The organism is Kribbella sp. CA-253562 (genome assembly GCF_050942265.1).
In the GTDB taxonomy this organism is placed as follows: domain Bacteria; phylum Actinomycetota; class Actinomycetes; order Propionibacteriales; family Kribbellaceae; genus Kribbella.
Map to the genome: position 1 here is coordinate 2,098,633 of NZ_CP192049.1, position 15,846 is coordinate 2,114,478.

The 15,846-nt window shown below is 70.8% G+C and carries 13 protein-coding genes; 4 read left to right on the forward strand and 9 right to left on the reverse strand.

Going from position 1 to position 15,846, the window contains the following annotated elements; translation table 11 throughout:
- Positions 1-143: 143 nt before the first annotated feature.
- The 4 genes from ACQPXM_RS10235 to ACQPXM_RS10250 all read right to left on the reverse strand — a co-directional run bounded on the left by ACQPXM_RS10235 (position 144) and on the right by ACQPXM_RS10250 (position 3,732).
- Positions 144-986, reverse strand: a complete 843-nt coding sequence (locus ACQPXM_RS10235; protein ID WP_432947178.1) for an alpha/beta fold hydrolase — start codon at positions 984-986, stop codon at positions 144-146.
- Between the two features lie 201 nt (positions 987-1,187).
- Positions 1,188-2,030 carry a hypothetical protein gene (locus tag ACQPXM_RS10240; protein WP_432947180.1) on the reverse strand — a complete coding sequence of 281 codons (843 nt, stop codon included), beginning with the start codon at positions 2,028-2,030 and terminating at the stop codon, positions 1,188-1,190.
- Positions 2,027-2,509 (reverse strand): hypothetical protein, encoded by a 483-nt coding sequence (locus ACQPXM_RS10245; protein ID WP_432947182.1) that lies wholly within the window; start codon positions 2,507-2,509, stop codon positions 2,027-2,029. Before ACQPXM_RS10245 ends, ACQPXM_RS10240 begins: the two co-directional genes overlap by 4 nt.
- Positions 2,506-3,732 carry a macrolide family glycosyltransferase gene (locus ACQPXM_RS10250; RefSeq protein WP_432947183.1) on the reverse strand — a complete coding sequence of 409 codons (1,227 nt, stop codon included), beginning with the start codon at positions 3,730-3,732 and terminating at the stop codon, positions 2,506-2,508. Before ACQPXM_RS10250 ends, ACQPXM_RS10245 begins: the two co-directional genes overlap by 4 nt.
- A 224-nt stretch (positions 3,733-3,956) precedes the next feature.
- Here ACQPXM_RS10250 and ACQPXM_RS10255 point away from each other — a divergent pair, with 224 nt between their 5' ends.
- Complete coding sequence (locus ACQPXM_RS10255) at positions 3,957-4,865, forward strand: GTP-binding protein LepA (protein WP_432947185.1); 909 nt, start codon at positions 3,957-3,959, stop codon at positions 4,863-4,865.
- A gap of 8 nt (positions 4,866-4,873) precedes the next feature.
- Here ACQPXM_RS10255 and ACQPXM_RS10260 read toward each other — a convergent pair whose 3' ends face one another.
- Positions 4,874-5,443, reverse strand: a complete 570-nt coding sequence (locus ACQPXM_RS10260; protein WP_432947187.1) for a TetR family transcriptional regulator — start codon at positions 5,441-5,443, stop codon at positions 4,874-4,876.
- 110 nt (positions 5,444-5,553) lie between these two features.
- Between ACQPXM_RS10260 and ACQPXM_RS10265 the strand changes: the two genes are divergently transcribed.
- Together ACQPXM_RS10265 and ACQPXM_RS10270 are read left to right on the forward strand one after the other, a co-directional pair.
- Positions 5,554-6,162: an Rv1733c family protein gene (locus ACQPXM_RS10265; RefSeq protein WP_432947189.1), complete on the forward strand. Its 609-nt coding sequence runs from the start codon at positions 5,554-5,556 to the stop codon at positions 6,160-6,162.
- A gap of 131 nt (positions 6,163-6,293) precedes the next feature.
- The gene (locus ACQPXM_RS10270) at positions 6,294-9,047 is read left to right on the forward strand and encodes an ATP-binding protein (RefSeq protein ID WP_432947191.1); all 2,754 of its coding nucleotides are present in this window, start codon (positions 6,294-6,296) and stop codon (positions 9,045-9,047) included.
- 5 nt (positions 9,048-9,052) lie between these two features.
- Here ACQPXM_RS10270 and ACQPXM_RS10275 read toward each other — a convergent pair whose 3' ends face one another.
- Both ACQPXM_RS10275 and ACQPXM_RS10280 read right to left on the reverse strand, forming a co-directional pair.
- The gene (locus tag ACQPXM_RS10275; protein ID WP_432947193.1) at positions 9,053-9,298 is read right to left on the reverse strand and encodes a hypothetical protein; all 246 of its coding nucleotides are present in this window, start codon (positions 9,296-9,298) and stop codon (positions 9,053-9,055) included.
- Positions 9,299-9,394: 96 nt separating this feature from the next.
- Positions 9,395-10,141, reverse strand: coding sequence for an MBL fold metallo-hydrolase (locus ACQPXM_RS10280; protein ID WP_432947195.1), 747 nt, complete (start codon positions 10,139-10,141; stop codon positions 9,395-9,397).
- Positions 10,142-10,261: 120 nt separating this feature from the next.
- Between ACQPXM_RS10280 and ACQPXM_RS10285 the strand changes: the two genes are divergently transcribed.
- On the forward strand, positions 10,262-10,756 hold the full coding sequence (locus ACQPXM_RS10285) for an N-acetyltransferase family protein (protein WP_432947196.1): 495 nt from the start codon (positions 10,262-10,264) through the stop codon (positions 10,754-10,756).
- Between the two features lie 6 nt (positions 10,757-10,762).
- Here the strand turns inward: ACQPXM_RS10285 and ACQPXM_RS10290 are convergent, their stop codons facing one another.
- The gene (locus ACQPXM_RS10290; RefSeq protein ID WP_432947198.1) at positions 10,763-12,331 is read right to left on the reverse strand and encodes a DUF4139 domain-containing protein; all 1,569 of its coding nucleotides are present in this window, start codon (positions 12,329-12,331) and stop codon (positions 10,763-10,765) included.
- A gap of 91 nt (positions 12,332-12,422) precedes the next feature.
- Positions 12,423-15,776, reverse strand: a complete 3,354-nt coding sequence (locus tag ACQPXM_RS10295; RefSeq protein WP_432947200.1) for a S8 family serine peptidase — start codon at positions 15,774-15,776, stop codon at positions 12,423-12,425.
- Positions 15,777-15,846: the final 70 nt, after the last annotated feature.

The following is a 15,846-nucleotide window of genomic DNA, read 5'->3' on the forward strand; positions in this document are numbered from 1 at the left end:
TGGTCACCCCGTGGTGTCACCACGCACGACCACGTGGCCGGACTACGCGCCACTACGTGCCCGGAGTCCCTCGACGGGCAGCAGCGTGCGCCGGGCCACGGGATGGCCCGGCGCGGGATGGATGCTTCAAGCAAGCAAGTGGTTCAGCGCACGGCCGCCCTCGCCGCCCCCTCGATGAACCGCGTGACGGTCGTCGGGTGGGTCATCAGGCCGACGTGCCCGGCGTCGTACGTCGCGGTGGTGGCGCCGGCCCGGTTCGCCATCGTCCGCTGGGCGTCGATCGGGATGATCAGGTCCTTCGTGCCGAGCAGGGCCCAGGACGGGATCGTCCGCCAGGCTGGAGTCGCCGACGGCTCGTTGAGCGCTCCGAGGGTGGCCGGCCGCTGTGTGGCCGCCACCAGTGCCTTGTCGTCGGTGCTCAGCCCGGTCGCGAACGACGCGAAGACCGTGGACCGCTTCAGGTACAGCTCGGTGTCCGGCGTCGGCGGCAGGGTGGCGGGAACGAAGTCGAAGATCGTGGTCGGGTCGACCGAGAGCGCGGAGTCCGGTCCGGCCAGCTGGGTCGCGCTCTCACCGGTGTCCGGCAGGAACGCGTTCACGTAGACGAGTGCCTTCACGCCGGGGTGACCCGTGGCCGCGTTGCTGACCACGGCACCGCCGTACGAGTGGGCCACCAGCACGATGGGTCCGGGGATCGTGTCCAGGTACGCCCGGATCGACGCCGCGTCGCCGGACAGCGACCGCAGCGGGTTCGCGAGTGCGGCGACCTGGTACCCGTCGTCCTGGAGCTTGCTGATCACCGAACTCCAGCTCGACGCGTCGGCCCAGGCGCCGTGCACGAGTACGACGGTCGGCTTCGCCGTCCGGCTTGCGGACGCGGCGCTCTGGGCCGGGCTGAGACCGGCCGCGAACAGCGCGAGCGCGGCCAGGATCGTGACGGCGAACGACGGGTGCGCCCGCCGGGTGGTGCGAGGGAAGAGCCTCATGGTGCGGATGTCCTGTTCTGTGCGGTGGGCGGCGGAGTCGCACGACTCACCGAGACAGACCGGGCGGTTCCCGGCGCTGTGACAGCCGCTCCGGAATCCGTTGCTGCGGGCAACTGATTGTTGCCGGTCGCGGGCGTTGCGTAGTGCTGCCGGACGATCGCGATCACGGTGCCGGTGGTGCGGTCGAGATGGCTGCGTCCGTCAGGCAGCAGGGCGGTGGGACTGATGTAGCTGGCCGGCCCCGACATGGGTGGCCGGGTCCAGCCGGTGCGTGACGACCCGCCCCGCGCGCACGGCCCGGTTCCAGCCGCTCCAGCGGAACAACCGCCAGCGCTGTGGAAAGATCACCGCGCCCACCCGCTCGATCCAGTCGTTGGCGCTGGTGAGCTGATGCAGGTGTTCGGCCTGGGAGACGTCGTTGGCGCCGTTGTGGAAGCCGCCGATCGAGATCAGTGAGAGCGGCGCGTGCAGTTGCTGGTGCAACTCGTCGACCGCGCCCGACGCGACCTGGGCACCCCCGCTGTAGCTGAGCAGTACGACAGGCATCCCGCTGTCGGGCTGATAGCCGGCCAGCCGCAGTTGTGTGGCGATCTGCGAACCGACGGCCCGGTTGTACAGCGGCCGATACCGGTGGTCCGCCGCGACGAAGGTCTGCATCACGTTGTGCAGGAACAGCAGCAGGCCCGCGTGGCTGCGCAGCCACGCCCACACCGGCCGATCGGCCAATGGCGCGGCCAGCGGTGAGTACGGCTGGACCTGACCCAGGATGCGAAGCTCCGGAGCTCGGTCGATCAGGGCCAGCACCAGTTGACCGCCGTCACGGGTGTCGCGGGCACGCCGCTTGCCGATGCCGTCCAGATAGACCAGGTAGGCATCCGGGGGCCGATCCGGAGCGGCGCCTCGGGCGTACGGCACTCCCTCCGGCAGTACGGCGTTCGGACTGCGCCAGCCGACGCTGTAGACCAGCACCTCGTACCGGGCGAGCAGGCCTTCGGCGAGCAGGGCCGGTCCGAGCAGGACGACCCAGAACAGGAAGTCGTTCATGCGACCGGCTCCAAGCTCACGGGCACGGTGAACCTGACGACCAGGCGGCGTACGACCTCGACGGTGAGACCGAGGCCGACTCCCGCGACGGCCACGCAGGTGACCGCGGCCGTCCAGCTGGTCACCGTCGCCAAGGCGTCGGCGAGACCCGCGCCGACCCCGACGAAGAGCAGCAGGTGGAGCAGCGGCCCGAGCAGCGGGAAGGCCAGGACGGCGGCGAACAGCAGCGGGAGGACCAGGCTCGGAGTCCACTCCAGTCCGGTGCCCGGCGGCGGCGGAGTCAGCGCCAGCTCGGCGAGGGTCCATGCCGTGAGGGGCCAGAGTGCGAAGACGACGGCCTCGACGACCGCGCCGGCCAGGAGCAGCCCGATCACGGAGGGACGTGACAAGGCAGGTCCGCGGACCACCAACGGAAGGACCCGGCCGGCGGCTTCCGACAGCCCGGCCAGCAACAGCAGAACGGCGACCAACGGGGTCATCGCTCGGCCTTGCGATGCCGGCCCGCCAGGGGAGCGATGATCGGGTTGACCTCGCGCAGGTACCGCTCGAGCTCGTCGGCGGCGCGGTGATACCCACCGGCGCGGTGCTGGGCGGTGCGCAGTTTGGCGGCGGCCGTCCGGAACCGGGGATCGCCGAGCAGGCGCCGGGCGAAGGTGGTGACGGCGTCCTCGGTGACGCTCTGCGGGGGCATGGACAGGCCAGCGCCGAGCTCGGCGACCCGGCGGGCCACCAGGGGCTGATCCGCGCCCTGCGGGATGACGAGCATCGGGACTCCGGCGTACAGGGATTCGTTGACGCTGTTCATCCCGCCGTGGGTGACGAACAGGTCGGCTCTGGCGAGTACGTCCGGCTGCGGGACGAAACGGCGTACGAGCACGTTGTCCGGCAAGGCTCCCAGTGCGGCGGGATCGGTCTGGCCGGTGGCGACCACGACAGTGCCGGCGAGCGGTGCGAGCGCGGTCGCGAACGTGCGCAGGATTCGGGGGTCGGCGTTGAAGACTGTGCCCAGTGAGGCATACAGCACCGGGTCCCGGAGCTGGTCGATCGGGAAGGCACGATCGCTGGGCCGGGCCCCGATGCTCGGGCCGACGAAGTGGTACGACGCGTCGAGCTCCCCGGCGCCGGGCTGGAACGCGGTGGAGGTGTAGACCAGATTGAGCGGCTGGCGGATGTTGCCCAGGTCAACTGCCGGGACGCCGCTCGCGTCGTACTGGCGGCTGAGTCGGCGACGCGCCCGCAGGTAGTTCCGGGCGATGCCGGGCCGGGCGGCTGCCGCGACGAGCAACTCCCGGGACGCGGCGGTCGGACTGGACACCTGGCTGTTGAACGCGAACGTGGTGTACGACGAAGCCGCCGGCACCGCGAGCTCACGGGCCGCGATCGCGCCCCACGGGCAAGCGGCGTCGTGCACCACGAGGTCGGGCCGGATCCCGCACAGATCCGGCAGCACCGCGGGCAACACCTGTACGGCGGTCTGCGCGAGTCCCACCAGCAGCGCCAGCGGTGTCGGCGGATCGGGCAGCGGCTGGTCGCCGCCGGGATAGAGCCGGACCGCGGCGCCGGCGGCCTCGATCTCCGCCCGGAACGCGGGAGACGTGTGGTAGCTGACGGTGTGACCCCGCCGTACGAGCTCGGCCACGACGGGCAGCGTCGGGTTCACCCGTCCGTGCATGGCGATGTTGAGAAACGCGATCGTGCTCACTGTCCATCCCTCCGCTGGCTGGGGAGACGCGCCACCTGGCGAGGCTTCACCAGCTAGGACCGCGGCCGGTGGTCGTCTGTGACAGCGGCGCCGGGCTGTCACAGCGCCCGGTCGGGAGCTGTCCATTGAGAGTCCGATCACTAAAAGTCAACGCGAGTTGACTTTCCTTCCGGGCGGATCCTACCGTCGAAGTCAACAGCCATTGACAAATTGCAGAGGTGGTCATGACGCAGACCTCCGCCCGCGCGGAACGGGACCTCGTGCCGCCGCGGGCTACCCAGGAAGGGCTTCGCCGGTTCGTCGAGCGGTTCGCCGAGGACCATCCGCCGCTGTCACTGGCTGCCGCGGACCTGACCATCAACGACCCCGGCGCGGTCCGCCGCCGGTACGGCCCGGTCTTCAACTACCTGACCCGGGTCGAGTTCGAGGTCGAACGCAACGTCCTCGAGTTGCGCGCGCTGATGCCTGACGCCACCGAGGTGGACCGGTTCTTCTACCAGGAGGTCTGGTCGCCGCAGGAGTTGCAGCACGGCGTTCTGCTGGACGCCGTACAGCAGGGCTTCGGGCTGGCGCCGGAGCCTGCCGAGCTGAACAAGGTCAGCGCCCGGATCAAGCTGGTCGGGGTGCTGTCGCACCTGCCCGGCATGCTCGGCGTGATCCGGCTGCTCTACTACCTGACCGGCGCCGCCACCGAGCGCTCGGCGGTGGTCGCGTACTCGCGCTTGGTCGACGGGCTGCGCGTGATGGGCGAGCGAGCCGTGGCGGAGACTGTCATCGCCCCGATCAAACGGCAGGAGCCGGGCCACTTCGCCTTCTACCGGCTGTCGGCGCAGGCGCTGGTGGCCGACGAAAGGCTCCGGGACTGGCAGCTCCAGCTGGCGCGGATCCTGCGCCGCCGGTCGTTCGGGCTCGTCGGCGTGAACAATCGCAACCAACGGGCGGACTTCGGCGACGTCGCCCGGGCGCTCGGTCTGGATCGTGAGCTGCTGGAGGTCGCCCGGCAGGTCAGCCTGGTCGAGCGTGAACTGCTCTGGGCTCAGCAGCAAGGCATGGACGTGCCCGGCTACATCCTGGCCGCGCTCCGGGATGCGATCGAATCGAGCGTCGCGCGGGAAGCGGGACTGCGGCTGTGACCGGCCGCTCAGCCGGTGGCGGCGTCCAGAGGGCCGCTGAGGTAGGCCTGTACGACGGGCGCCAGATCCGCGACCAGGCCGTCGGGCGTGCGGTCGGTCATGTCGGGCAGGCGCAGCAGGTACCGCGTCAGGGCGACGCCCAGCAGTTGGCTGCAGATCAGGCCGGCCCGTCGCGCGGCCTCCGCCTCGGGCGCGACGGTCGCCACCATCGCGCGCAACTGGCGCACGTACACCTCGCGCAGCCGGGCGGCCGCGGTCTCGTGGGTCGCGGCGGACCGCAGCAGGATCGGCAGTACGGTCTGCTTCTCCTCGCCCTCCCACAGATCGAGGAAGTGCCGCACGAGCACCTCGCCGCGCCGGCCGGGCTCGACGTTCCGCAGGTCGGGCAGGTGCAGGTCGAGGTCGACCGCGGTCGCGAACAACGTCTGCTTGTTGGTGAAGTACCGCACCACCATCGCCGGATCGATCTGCGCCTGCGTCGCGACGGCGCGAACGCTCACCTGGTCGTACGGGTGCAGCGCGAACTGCTCCCGCGCGGCCGCGAGGATCGCCGTCCGGGTGCGCTCGGACTTCTTCATTCCCGCAGCATAGCAACAAAGTCAACGCCAGTTGACTTTCTGTCCCGTCGTCGCGATCCGTCACAGAACGGTGGTCCACGCTGTCCAACCTGTCGACCGAGGAGGCCGTTATGACTACACAGCAGCACCGGGCCGAGCGGGCCGTCCTGATGAAGCTGCGCCTGCTCGGCCTGGGCCGCAATCCCTTGCGCAGAAGGGTGGACCGGGTCGAGTCCGGCGCGATCATCGGCGTACTGATCGGTGCTCTGCTGGCGATCCCGGTGGCGGCCGGGCTCGGGACGACGGTCCGCGAGCAGGCCGACCGTACGGCGGCCGAGCGGAAAGCTCAGTTGCGCCAGGTCGAGGCGAGAACCGTGGAGAACACCGCCGACATCGTTCCCTCGACGCCTGGCCAGGTCACCTCGCAGGTCCGGGTCGTCTGGTACGACGCGGCGGGGCTGCCGCGCGAGGGTCGGTCGGACGTGCTGATCGGCACCAGGGCCGGCGCCGCGCTGACCGTCTGGCTGGACCGGAACGGATCGATCGCCCGCGCGCCGCGGGAGTCCGCCGACAGTGTTGCGCTCGGCGTCGCGGCCGGGTTCGCCCTGCTGATGGTTGCCTGGCCACTGTTGTGGGGCGTGTACCGGCTGGCGAGGCTCGCACTGGATCGCCGGCGAGCGCTGGAGTGGGAACGTGAGTGGGAGCAGGTCTGTCCGCGCTGGACCCGCTCGCAGAACTGAACTCGTTGCGTAAGGCATGCAATTGGCGGGAGACCACGTCCTGAGCCGTTCACCGGGCGTCACCGCGACCGAACTGGCGCTATCGCGAACCGGCGGTTCGGCGCTAGCCTCGGTCGGGGGTGGTGCGAGCGATGGCGGCTGGTCGGTCCGGACTTCGTGGGCGGCGCAGGGAGTGTGCCCGCCTCGACGACCTGCTCGCGGGAGTGCGATCCGGCCGAGGGCAGGTGCTGGTCGTCCGTGGCGAAGCAGGTATCGGAAAGACCGCACTGCTGGAGTACCTCGTCGCCCGGGCCGACGGCTGCCGGATCGCCCGGGCGGCCGGGATCGAGTCCGAGATGGAGCTCCCGTACGCCGGTCTGCACCAGTTGTGCGGTCCGATGCTCGGCCTCGGCGACCACTTGCCGCAGCCGCAACGCGAGGCGCTGGCGATCGCGTTCGGGCTGGAGTTCGGCGGACCGCCGAACAACTTCCTGGTCGGCGCCGCCGTACTGGGGCTGCTGTCCGCGGCCTCCGAGAGCCGGCCGCTGCTGTGTGTCGTCGACGACGCGCAATGGCTGGACCAGGCTTCGGTTCAGATCCTGACCTTCGTCGGCCGCCGGCTGCTGGCGGACCGGATCGGTCTGGTGTTCGGTCACCGCGAGCCGGTGACCGGGCCGGACTGGCGGACCGCTGCCGAGCTCGTGGTCGGCGGTCTGGCCGACCAGGACGCCGCGACGCTGCTCGACGACGTGATTCCCGGACGGCTGGACGAACGCGTCCGGGATCGCATCGTGGCGGAGACCAATGGGAATCCCTTGGCTCTGCTGGAGTTGCCGCGTGGGCTGACCGCGGGCCAGTTGGCCGGCGGGTTCGAGCGGCCGGACACCCAGCCGCTGGCCGGTCAGATCGAGCAGAACTTCATCCGCAGACTCCAGGCACTTCCACCGGACACCCAGCGGTTGCTGCTGACCGCGGCCGTCGAACCAGTCGGTGACGTGCCGCTGCTGGTCCGAGCGCTCGCGATCCAGAACGTCCCGGTGAGCGCCGCCGCGCCCGCTGAAGAAGCCGGGCTGATCGAACTCGGTGCGCGGGTCCGGTTCCGGCATCCGCTGGTCCGCTCGGCGGTGACGCGCGTGGCGGGAATCGACGACCGGCGGCGAGCCCACCAGGCCTTGGCGGAGGCGACGAACCCGGACCGGGATCCGGATCGGCGGGCCTGGCACCGTGCGCAGGGAGCAAGTGCCCCGGACGAGGAGATCGCGGTCGAGTTGCTCGCGTCAGCCGACCGAGCGCAGGGCCGAGGCGGGATCGCGGCCACGGCAGCGTTCCTGCGACGGGCGGCCGAGCTGACGCCGGAGCCCGACCAGCGCGCGGTGCGCGCTCTCTCGGCCGCGCAGGCCGCCCTGCGGGCGGGCGACTTCGCGACCGCGGCCTGGCTGCTGGTCAACGCCGGCGACGGACCGGTGGACGCCCTGCACCAGGCGCGGGTCGAGCTCCTGCGCGCGCAGCTCGCGTTCCTGTCCGGGCACAGTCTCGAGGCCCCGCCGCTGCTGCTCGAGGCCGCCCGCCGGCTCGAACCGCTGGACGGCGATCTGGCCCGCGACACCTATCTCGACGCGCTCTCAGCCGCACAGTTCGCCGGACGGCTGGCCGGAAAGGCCGGGCTGGCCGAAATCTCCCGGGCGGTCCGTGCCCTGCCTCGGCCGGACGGGAGCCGCAAGCGCGACCTGGCGCTGGACGGCGTCTCGGCGTTGTTCACCGACGGCTACCCGGCGGCGGTTGCGCCGGCCAGGGAAGCCGTCCTGGCGTTCTCCGGTGCGCGGGGGCAACCCGACCAGGACGACCTGCGCTGGCTGTGGCTGGCGTCGCTGCTGGCGGTCGACCTCTGGGACGACGAGAACTGGGAGGTGCTCACCACCCGCCACGTCCGGATCGCCCGCGAGACCGGCGACCTCAACGACCTCCCGCACGTCCTGAGCCATCGGGTCATGCTGAACCTCTTCGCCGGGCAACTGTCCGAAGCCGCCGCGCTGGTCGCCGAGATCAAGACGATCTGCGACACGACCGGAGTCGGCCTCACGCCGTACGGCGCGGTCTGCCTGTCCGCGTGGCGCGGTCGACCGGACGAGGCGCGCGCGTTGATCACCAGGGCCCGGGACGAGGCCCAGAGCCGCGGCGAAGGAGGCGGGGTGACCACCGCGCACTTCGCGCACGCCGTACTGTTCAACGCTCTCGCGAAGTACCAGGACGCACTGGCGGCGGCCACCGAGGCGGCGGCGTACCCGATCGAGCTCGGCGTCGCGAACTGGGCGCTGCCCGAGCTGGTCGAGGCGGCGGTGCGCAGCGGTCGGCCAGATCTGGCGGCCGACGGCTTCGAGCGGCTCGCCGTGATGGCTGAGGCCTGCGGCAGGAACTGGGGACTCGGGGTGCTCGCCCGGTCGAGGGCGCTGCTGACGACCGGCCAGGCGGAGGCCGAATCGGCGTACCGGGACGCGATCGAGCTGCTCAGCGGCACCCGGATGCGGATGGAACTCGCCCGCGCCCGGCTCGTGTACGGCGAATGGCTGCGGCGCGAAGGCCGGCGGCAGGACGCGCGCGACGAGCTGCAGATCGCGTACGACGTGTTCAGCGCGGCCGGCGCCGACGCCTTCGCGGACCGCGCCGGCCGCGAGCTGACGGCGACCGGCGTGGCCGTCGGAACCCGGACCGACCGGCTCAGCGACACGCTCACCGCGCAGGAGGCGCACGTCGCCGAGCTCGCCGGTGCCGGTCTGACCAACGCCGAGATCGGCGCGCGGATGTTCCTCAGTCAGCACACCGTCGAGTGGCACCTGCGCAAGGTCTTCACCAAGCTCGGCATCACGTCCCGCAAGCAGCTCCGCTCGCGGACACCGGTCTCGCGGTAGGTGGGTCAGTTCCACCAGTAGAAGTGGTAGCCGCCGCCGCGGTAGTAGATCTTGCTCACGATGTAGTTCTTCACGTAGCCGTAGTCGTACCACTGGCGCACGCACATCCCGTAGTCGTAGCCGCAGGCAACCTCGCCTTCGGCCTGCACATCCGTGCTGACCGTGGACTGCGCGTGCGCCGCCGTACCGCCGCCGACCGTTGCCGCGACCACCATTCCGGCGACCGCAACCATTCGCGTGATGGGTTTCATCAGCTGATCCGTCCTTCCGTGCCCGACTCTTGCCGTGCGCAACATTGTTACGCCTTGTGCTGGAGCCGGTACCCTTGGTGATCAGGCCTAATCACGTCAGCCGTGTCGCGCGGCGGCCACCGCGGCGCGGATCGGCCCACGGTGCAAGGGGCCGTGGCCCGGCAGCACGAGGTCGGCGTCGAGGTCCTCCAGCGTGCTCAGGGTCGCCAGCAGCGTGGACCGGTCGGTGTGGTGGAACATTGCCGGCAGCAACTGTGGTCCGGTCGTCGCGGCGATCGGGTGCCCGGTGACGAGGCTGTCCCCGGTGATCACCGCGCCGACCGACGGCAGGTGGTACGCCGTGTGACCAGACGTGTGCCCGTGCGTCGGCACTGGCACCGGTGCACCGGGGAGATCGAGCGCACCCGTCGACGGGAAGGGCTGCACGTGCGGCGCCGTCACGTCCTGCGTCGCGCCGTTGCGCAGGATGTGGACAGCCCACGGCAGGACCCGCGGCCGCCACAGATTGGCGAGCAGCTCCGGCGGGGTCAGCTGCTCCAGGTAGTCCCGATGCGCGTGCCCGACTTCCGCCGGATCGACGTACGCCGGTGTGCCGTACCGGCTGTGGAACGGGTTCACCGCGCCCAAGTGGTCGACATGCGCGTGCGTCACGAGGATCGCCCGCACGTCCTCCGGCCGCTGCCCGATCGCCCGGATCGACGCTTCGACGTCGTCCAGGTCGCCCGGATAACCCCCGTCGACGAGCGTCAGGTCGTTCCCGTCCCGCAACAACACCCAGTTGACCGCCGACCCCCGCACCAGGAAGACGTCCTCAGCCGCCTCCACCACCTCGCGGTCACTCACCGGAACCCCCATCGATGCCCAAGGCAATAGTTGCCGCCACCCCACCATTGTCCCGCCGGGCGCATCCAGGACCCGCCCCCATGGCACAACCTCGCCACGCGGGCTGCGTACGGTACCGAAGTGAACCCACCCAAGGACCTCGCCCACCTGACGATCCGGCCCGCGAGCCCCGACGACGTCGAAGCTCTGTACGCCGTCTACGCCGAGCTGGCCGCCGACGGCGCCGTCGAGCCCCAGCAGTCGAAATCCCTGCGACAGACCTTCGAGGAAGGCTGGATCCGCGACCGAGCCGTCTATGCCGCCCATCTCGACGGATTTGTTGCCGGCGGCTACTTCCTCCGCGCCAACTTCCCCGCCTTCGCGGCCCACATCGCCCAGGGCGGCTACCTCGTCGCCCGCTCGGTACGCCGCCAGGGCATCGGCCGGAAGCTCGTCGAACACTCCTTGCACGAAGCCGCCACCGCCGGCTACACCGCGATGATGTTCAACCTGGTGATGGAGTCCAACCCGTCCCGCCACCTGTACGAAAGCCTCGGCTTCCAGCGCATCGGCACCATCCCTGACGTGCACGGCACCGAGAGCGCCTTCATCTACTGGCGCTCGCTCACCGGCTGACCCGTTCTATTCGCGCCAACCGTTCAGCTCCACGGACTTGCCGGTGTCGACCCGGAAGCCGAGCCTGATCGCGGCCTCGGCGTCGGCGGCCAGGTCGAGCTTCCAGGTGACGACGCCGAGGTCGGTGGTTTCGGCCGGCTCCGGTACGGCGGTGATCGGCTTGACGGCGATCTCGTGGTCGCGGGCCACCGGCAACTGGTCGAGCACGGTGATCCGGGCCGTGCGCGGCGTGTGGTTCTCGATCTTGGTCTCGTACTCGACCTCACGCCGGCGCGTCGAGCCGAGCGTCGCCTTGGTCGCGGTCCGGCGGACCAGCTTCCGCTCGACGCGGATCCGGTCGTCCAGACCGAGGGCGAGCTCGACGTCTTCGCCGGGGGCCCAGAGCGGCAGTGCGGCCGAGCCGACGAAGTCCGCCTCGTGGAAGACGGCGGCCTTTCCGGCGGGCAACGTGTGTTCCGAGGAGTTCACGACCGTGGCCCGCAGGTGGACGTCGGTCGACCGGACCGGCGCGGTGATGTAGTCGAGTTCGGTGTCGAGGTCGACGGAGGCGATCGTCGCGCGGTGGGAGGCGCCGTCCGCGGGGACGGCGACCGGTCGTGGCGGGGTGTAGGTGGCGGCGGTGACGCCTTGCTCGACGGTCGCGGAGAGGTCGGCGAAGACTGGCGCCGGTGCCATCACGGCCTCGGCGGCGCCGAACGCGGCCGGGCCGGACTTACGACGACCAGTCGGGGGAGCCGGCGCCCCCGCGACCGGTACCGGCGGGTGATACCGGTCCAGGTACCAGGGATCGAGCTCGGGCACCTTCGCCGTCACCATCGGCCGCGCGGTCGACAGCGTGAGGTCGCACTCCGGCCAGTCCTCACCCGTGTGCTGAGTGATCAGCCCGTACCAGCTCAGCGTCAGCCGATCCCCGGTCAGGCGCACGTCGTACGAACTGGTCCAGCCGGCCCGCGGTACGACGTACGAAAGCTCGATCTCCACCTCCGCCTCGGACTCCAGCGCCAGCCCGACCGCAGCCGAGCGGCGGTCGGGAGCGCGCTGCTCCACCACCGCGGCCAACCGGCGATCGGCCGCCGCGAGGCGTTCCTCGGCCTCCCGCCGCTGCTCGGCCAGCTCCCGCCGCTTGGCCCGTACGGCGGACAGCCGGCCCGCCAGCGATTCGGTGAACTCGCCCAGCTCGACGCTCGCATCCCCGCCGGCAAGAGTCCGGGCGAAGGTGCCTCCGGCCCGCCGGCCCAACTGTGCGAGGAACTGGTCGAGCTGCACCTGGACTTCGTCGGCGTCCGACAGCTCGCCGACCTCGGCCTGGGCCGCGCGGCGTTGACGTTCCAGCTCGGCCACGGTCTCGTCCGGCGCCTGCGGAAGATGCCGGACAGCCACGTCCACCCCGAGCACGGTGGCGGGCCCGCGGCCGGAGACCCGCACGGAGTCCTCCTGCAAGGCCAGCGGAAGCGACTCGACGTACACGGTCTGGTCACCGGCCGGCGCAGTGATCCGGCCCCGGCGGGTGACCCGGGCCCGGTCGGGATAGACGACAACGGCCACGATCGGGGCATCGACCACGAGTTCGCTCATGCCCCGACAGTAACTGCCGTTGGGTGCCCCCGGCGGCCCGAACGACGACCGGGCCGGACCCCGTGGGATCCGGCCCGGCCATAGCCGTGCGCTAGTTGACGATGATCCGGTCGACCTCGATCGTGAGGCCCTTGACGAGTGGCGTGGAGGTCCCGGTGGTGACCGTGCCGGTGCCCTTCTGCACTCCCTTGATGTTCATCGAGTACGTCATCGAACCACCGGGCGCGCCCGGCGTCGACTGGATGCGGTAGTTCGTTGTCGGCGGGCCGGTGATCTGGCTGCCGGCCGTGCCCTCGAAGTTCTCCGCACCGACGGTCAGGCCGTAGCCGGCCGGCGGACTGCCGAGCGCACCGTTGTAGGTGAAGCTGATGTCCTCGGTGCCGTTGACGCCGATCCACTGCTGGAACACCTTGAGGCTGGTGGTGCCGAACACGTTCACCCGCCACTCCAGGACGATCCAGTCCGACACCCCGTCGGTCAGGCTGGTCGCGTAGATGCCCGGGGCGCCGGTGCCGTCCAGGTCGGTCCAGTACGACGCGAGCACGTTGTTCGGCCGGGCCGGATCCGGCAGGTTCTGCGGCGCGAACTGGACGTCCTCGCTCGACGACGTGCCGCCGACGACCGAGTAGCCGTTCGACGTCACGCCGATCCGGTTGTACGTCTGCCCGGCGTACTGGAAGGCCGGGAGGTCGAAGTTCAGCGCCTCTTCGTCCCCGATCGGGGTGGGTGTGACGCCGAACGTGTCGAGCGGAATGTAGCCGAACGTCTCACCCGGTGCGATCACCGGCCGGTCGGGTTCACGCCCGGCCAGCGTGGCGGTCTTGGTCGCGATCTGGGTGCCGACCTTGGTCGCGCCGGTGACGCTGTTCAGCCGCAACTGCGAGCTGAGCGTGCTGGCCGCCGTGACCTGCGTGTCCTGCAGGCTGTTGTTCTGCACGGTCACGGTGCAGGTCGACGCGCCGGTGTTGCGCGCGATGGTCGACGGCGTACAGGTCTGGTCGATCGGTACGACGCCTTCCTGGCGGAAGAACGCGACCGGCAGGTGCAGGGCCCGGCTGCCGCCGATCTGCTTCAGGTTGACCTGACCGAAGTACTGACCGTCGGGCAGTGCGGGCGCGGTGATCGCGATCGTCAGCTTCTGCGTCTTGCCGGGCTTCACCTGGAAGACCGGCGGCAGCACGGTGACGTTCGCGCCGCTGACCGTCGTACCGGCGGCGCTGAAGGTGAGCGTCTGGTTGGTGACGTTCTTGACCGTGCGCTCGGCGGTGATCAGGCCCGGCATCGTCGGAGCGTTCACCGACGGCAGGTTGAGGTCGATCCGGTTCAGCGAGTCGGTGGCCGCTGCCGCGTAGTTGGCCGCCGTCTCGTCCAGCGTGAGACCGGGATCGCCGGCCTTGGTGAGGTCGATCCGGCCGCTGCCGTAGTCGAACGGGTCGGCCTGGGTGACCCGGTCCGGCTTCTTGACCGTGGTCTTGGCGGTGGTGCCCAGCGCGGACTTGACCTGGCCCGGCGTCCACGACGGGTGCAGGGCGATAACCAGCGCGGCCGCGCCGGCCACGTGCGGGGACGACATCGACGTACCGGCGATCGCCTGGTACAGGTTCCCGGGCGGTCCCCCGGAGGGGGCCTCCGGCGTCGGGGTCTGGCCCGCCAGGATGTGCAGACCGGGTGCGGTGACGTCCGGCTTGAGGAAGTCGCCACCGGGACCGCGCGACGAGAACGACGTCATCACGTCGCCCTGCCAGGTGGTCTTGGTGCCCGGCGTCATCGTCGCGGTGGTGGCCGGATGTGCCGCCAGGAACGCCAGCAACGCGTCGGCGTCGGGCTTCTCGAGCTGTGCCGTCGGCAGCCAGTGGTTGTCGGTGAACACGTCGGACGGGAAGGTGGTGTTGTACATCAGCATGCCGACCGCGCCGCCCTGCTTGACGTTGAAGCCCTTCATCACCCGGCCGGGCGTGAACTGGCAGGCGACGATCTTGCCGGTGAAGATGCCCGGAGGCGCCGGGGTGTTGCAGGTGACGTCGTTGTACGGCGGCGCCGAGGCGAGCACGACCGGCGCCGGGGTGCTGAGGCCCGGGGTGACCGACGCGCCGGAGATCGTGGCGGTCGTGCCGTCGCCGGACAGCGTGACCGTCGAGCGGAACGTCCGGCTCTGCGTGGAGGCCGCCACCGTGGTGACCCACGGGCTGCGGTGATCGGTGGTGTTCGCGCCCGGACCGGAGTTGCCGGCCGAGGCGGCGACGAACACGCCGGCCGCGTAGGCGTCCAGGAAGGCGAGCTCGACCGGGTCGCTGTACGGGTCGCTGCCGCCGGAGATCGAGAAGTTGATCACCTTCACGCCGTCGAGAATGGCGCGCGCGACGGCCGCGGCCGAGTCGCTCGGGAAGCAGCCCTCGGCGCCGCAGACCTTGTAGACCGAGACGGCCGAGGCCGGCGCGATGCCGAGGATCGGGCCGCGGTCGATGCCGAGCGTGTTCGCGTTCGCGACCGGTCCACCGGCCGACGTCGTCGCGGTGTGCGTGCCGTGACCGTTGGAGTCACGCGCGGAGTCGGGATAGACGTCGCCGCCGATCACCGCGTTGTAGGTGTCGAGGAACGGCCGCCCGCCGATCAGCTTGTTGTTGCAGGGGTAGACGTCGGTGGCCGGCGTCAGCGGGTTGTCGCCGAAGTCGCACACCCGCGGCGTGCCGTCGACGGTCGGCGGCGGTGCCGGCAGCGTGCCGGGGTCGGCGAACGACGGGTGCTCGGGCCAGGCGCCGCTGTCCAGGATGCCGACGACGACCCCCTTGCCGGAGGACGCCGAGCCGCCGAGCTGGTTGTAGATCGCCGGGGCGCCGATGAAAGCGCCACTGGAGTCGGTGAGCAGCTTCTGCGGGTTGTCCTGCTGGACCGCGGCCACGCCGGGCAGCTTCAGCAGTTCACGCGCCTGGTTCGCCTGCACGCTCAGCGCCAGGCCGCCGTACACGGTGCGGAGCTTCTGACCGGCTCGCGCACTCGGGACCTCGTCGCGCAGTGCGGTTAGGAACTTGTTCTCCACCGCCGCCACGTGCTGGAGGTACTTGGTCGCGTTCGCGCTCCTGGGATCGAGGCGCTTGCCGGTGACCGCCGGGCTGGTGCCGGGCAGTCCCTTGATCCCGCCGCGGTACGACGCCAGCGAGTCGTAGTCGAGCTTGACGACCACGCGGACCTGCTTGGCCGATGTGCTCTTGAGCAGCTCCGGGTCGCTCTTGGCGAGCTGACCACTGGGCGACTTGGCGCCTTGGACAGTGTCCGCGACCGTGAGCGGGGTCGCGGTCCAGGGCCGCCCGCTGGGGCTCGTCGGTGGCGGGTCGGCGGCCGACGCGGTCACCGCGGGCAGAGTCGCGGCGACCAGCAGGCCGGCGGACAGGCCGGCGATGGTGACGCGTCGAGTGGATCGGACGTGGGTCCGGGCAGTGGACCTCATGTGGGCCTCCCGTGAAGGCAGCTGACGCCGTCACCCAACGAAGGCCAGGCATGGGACGTCAGGCAACGCC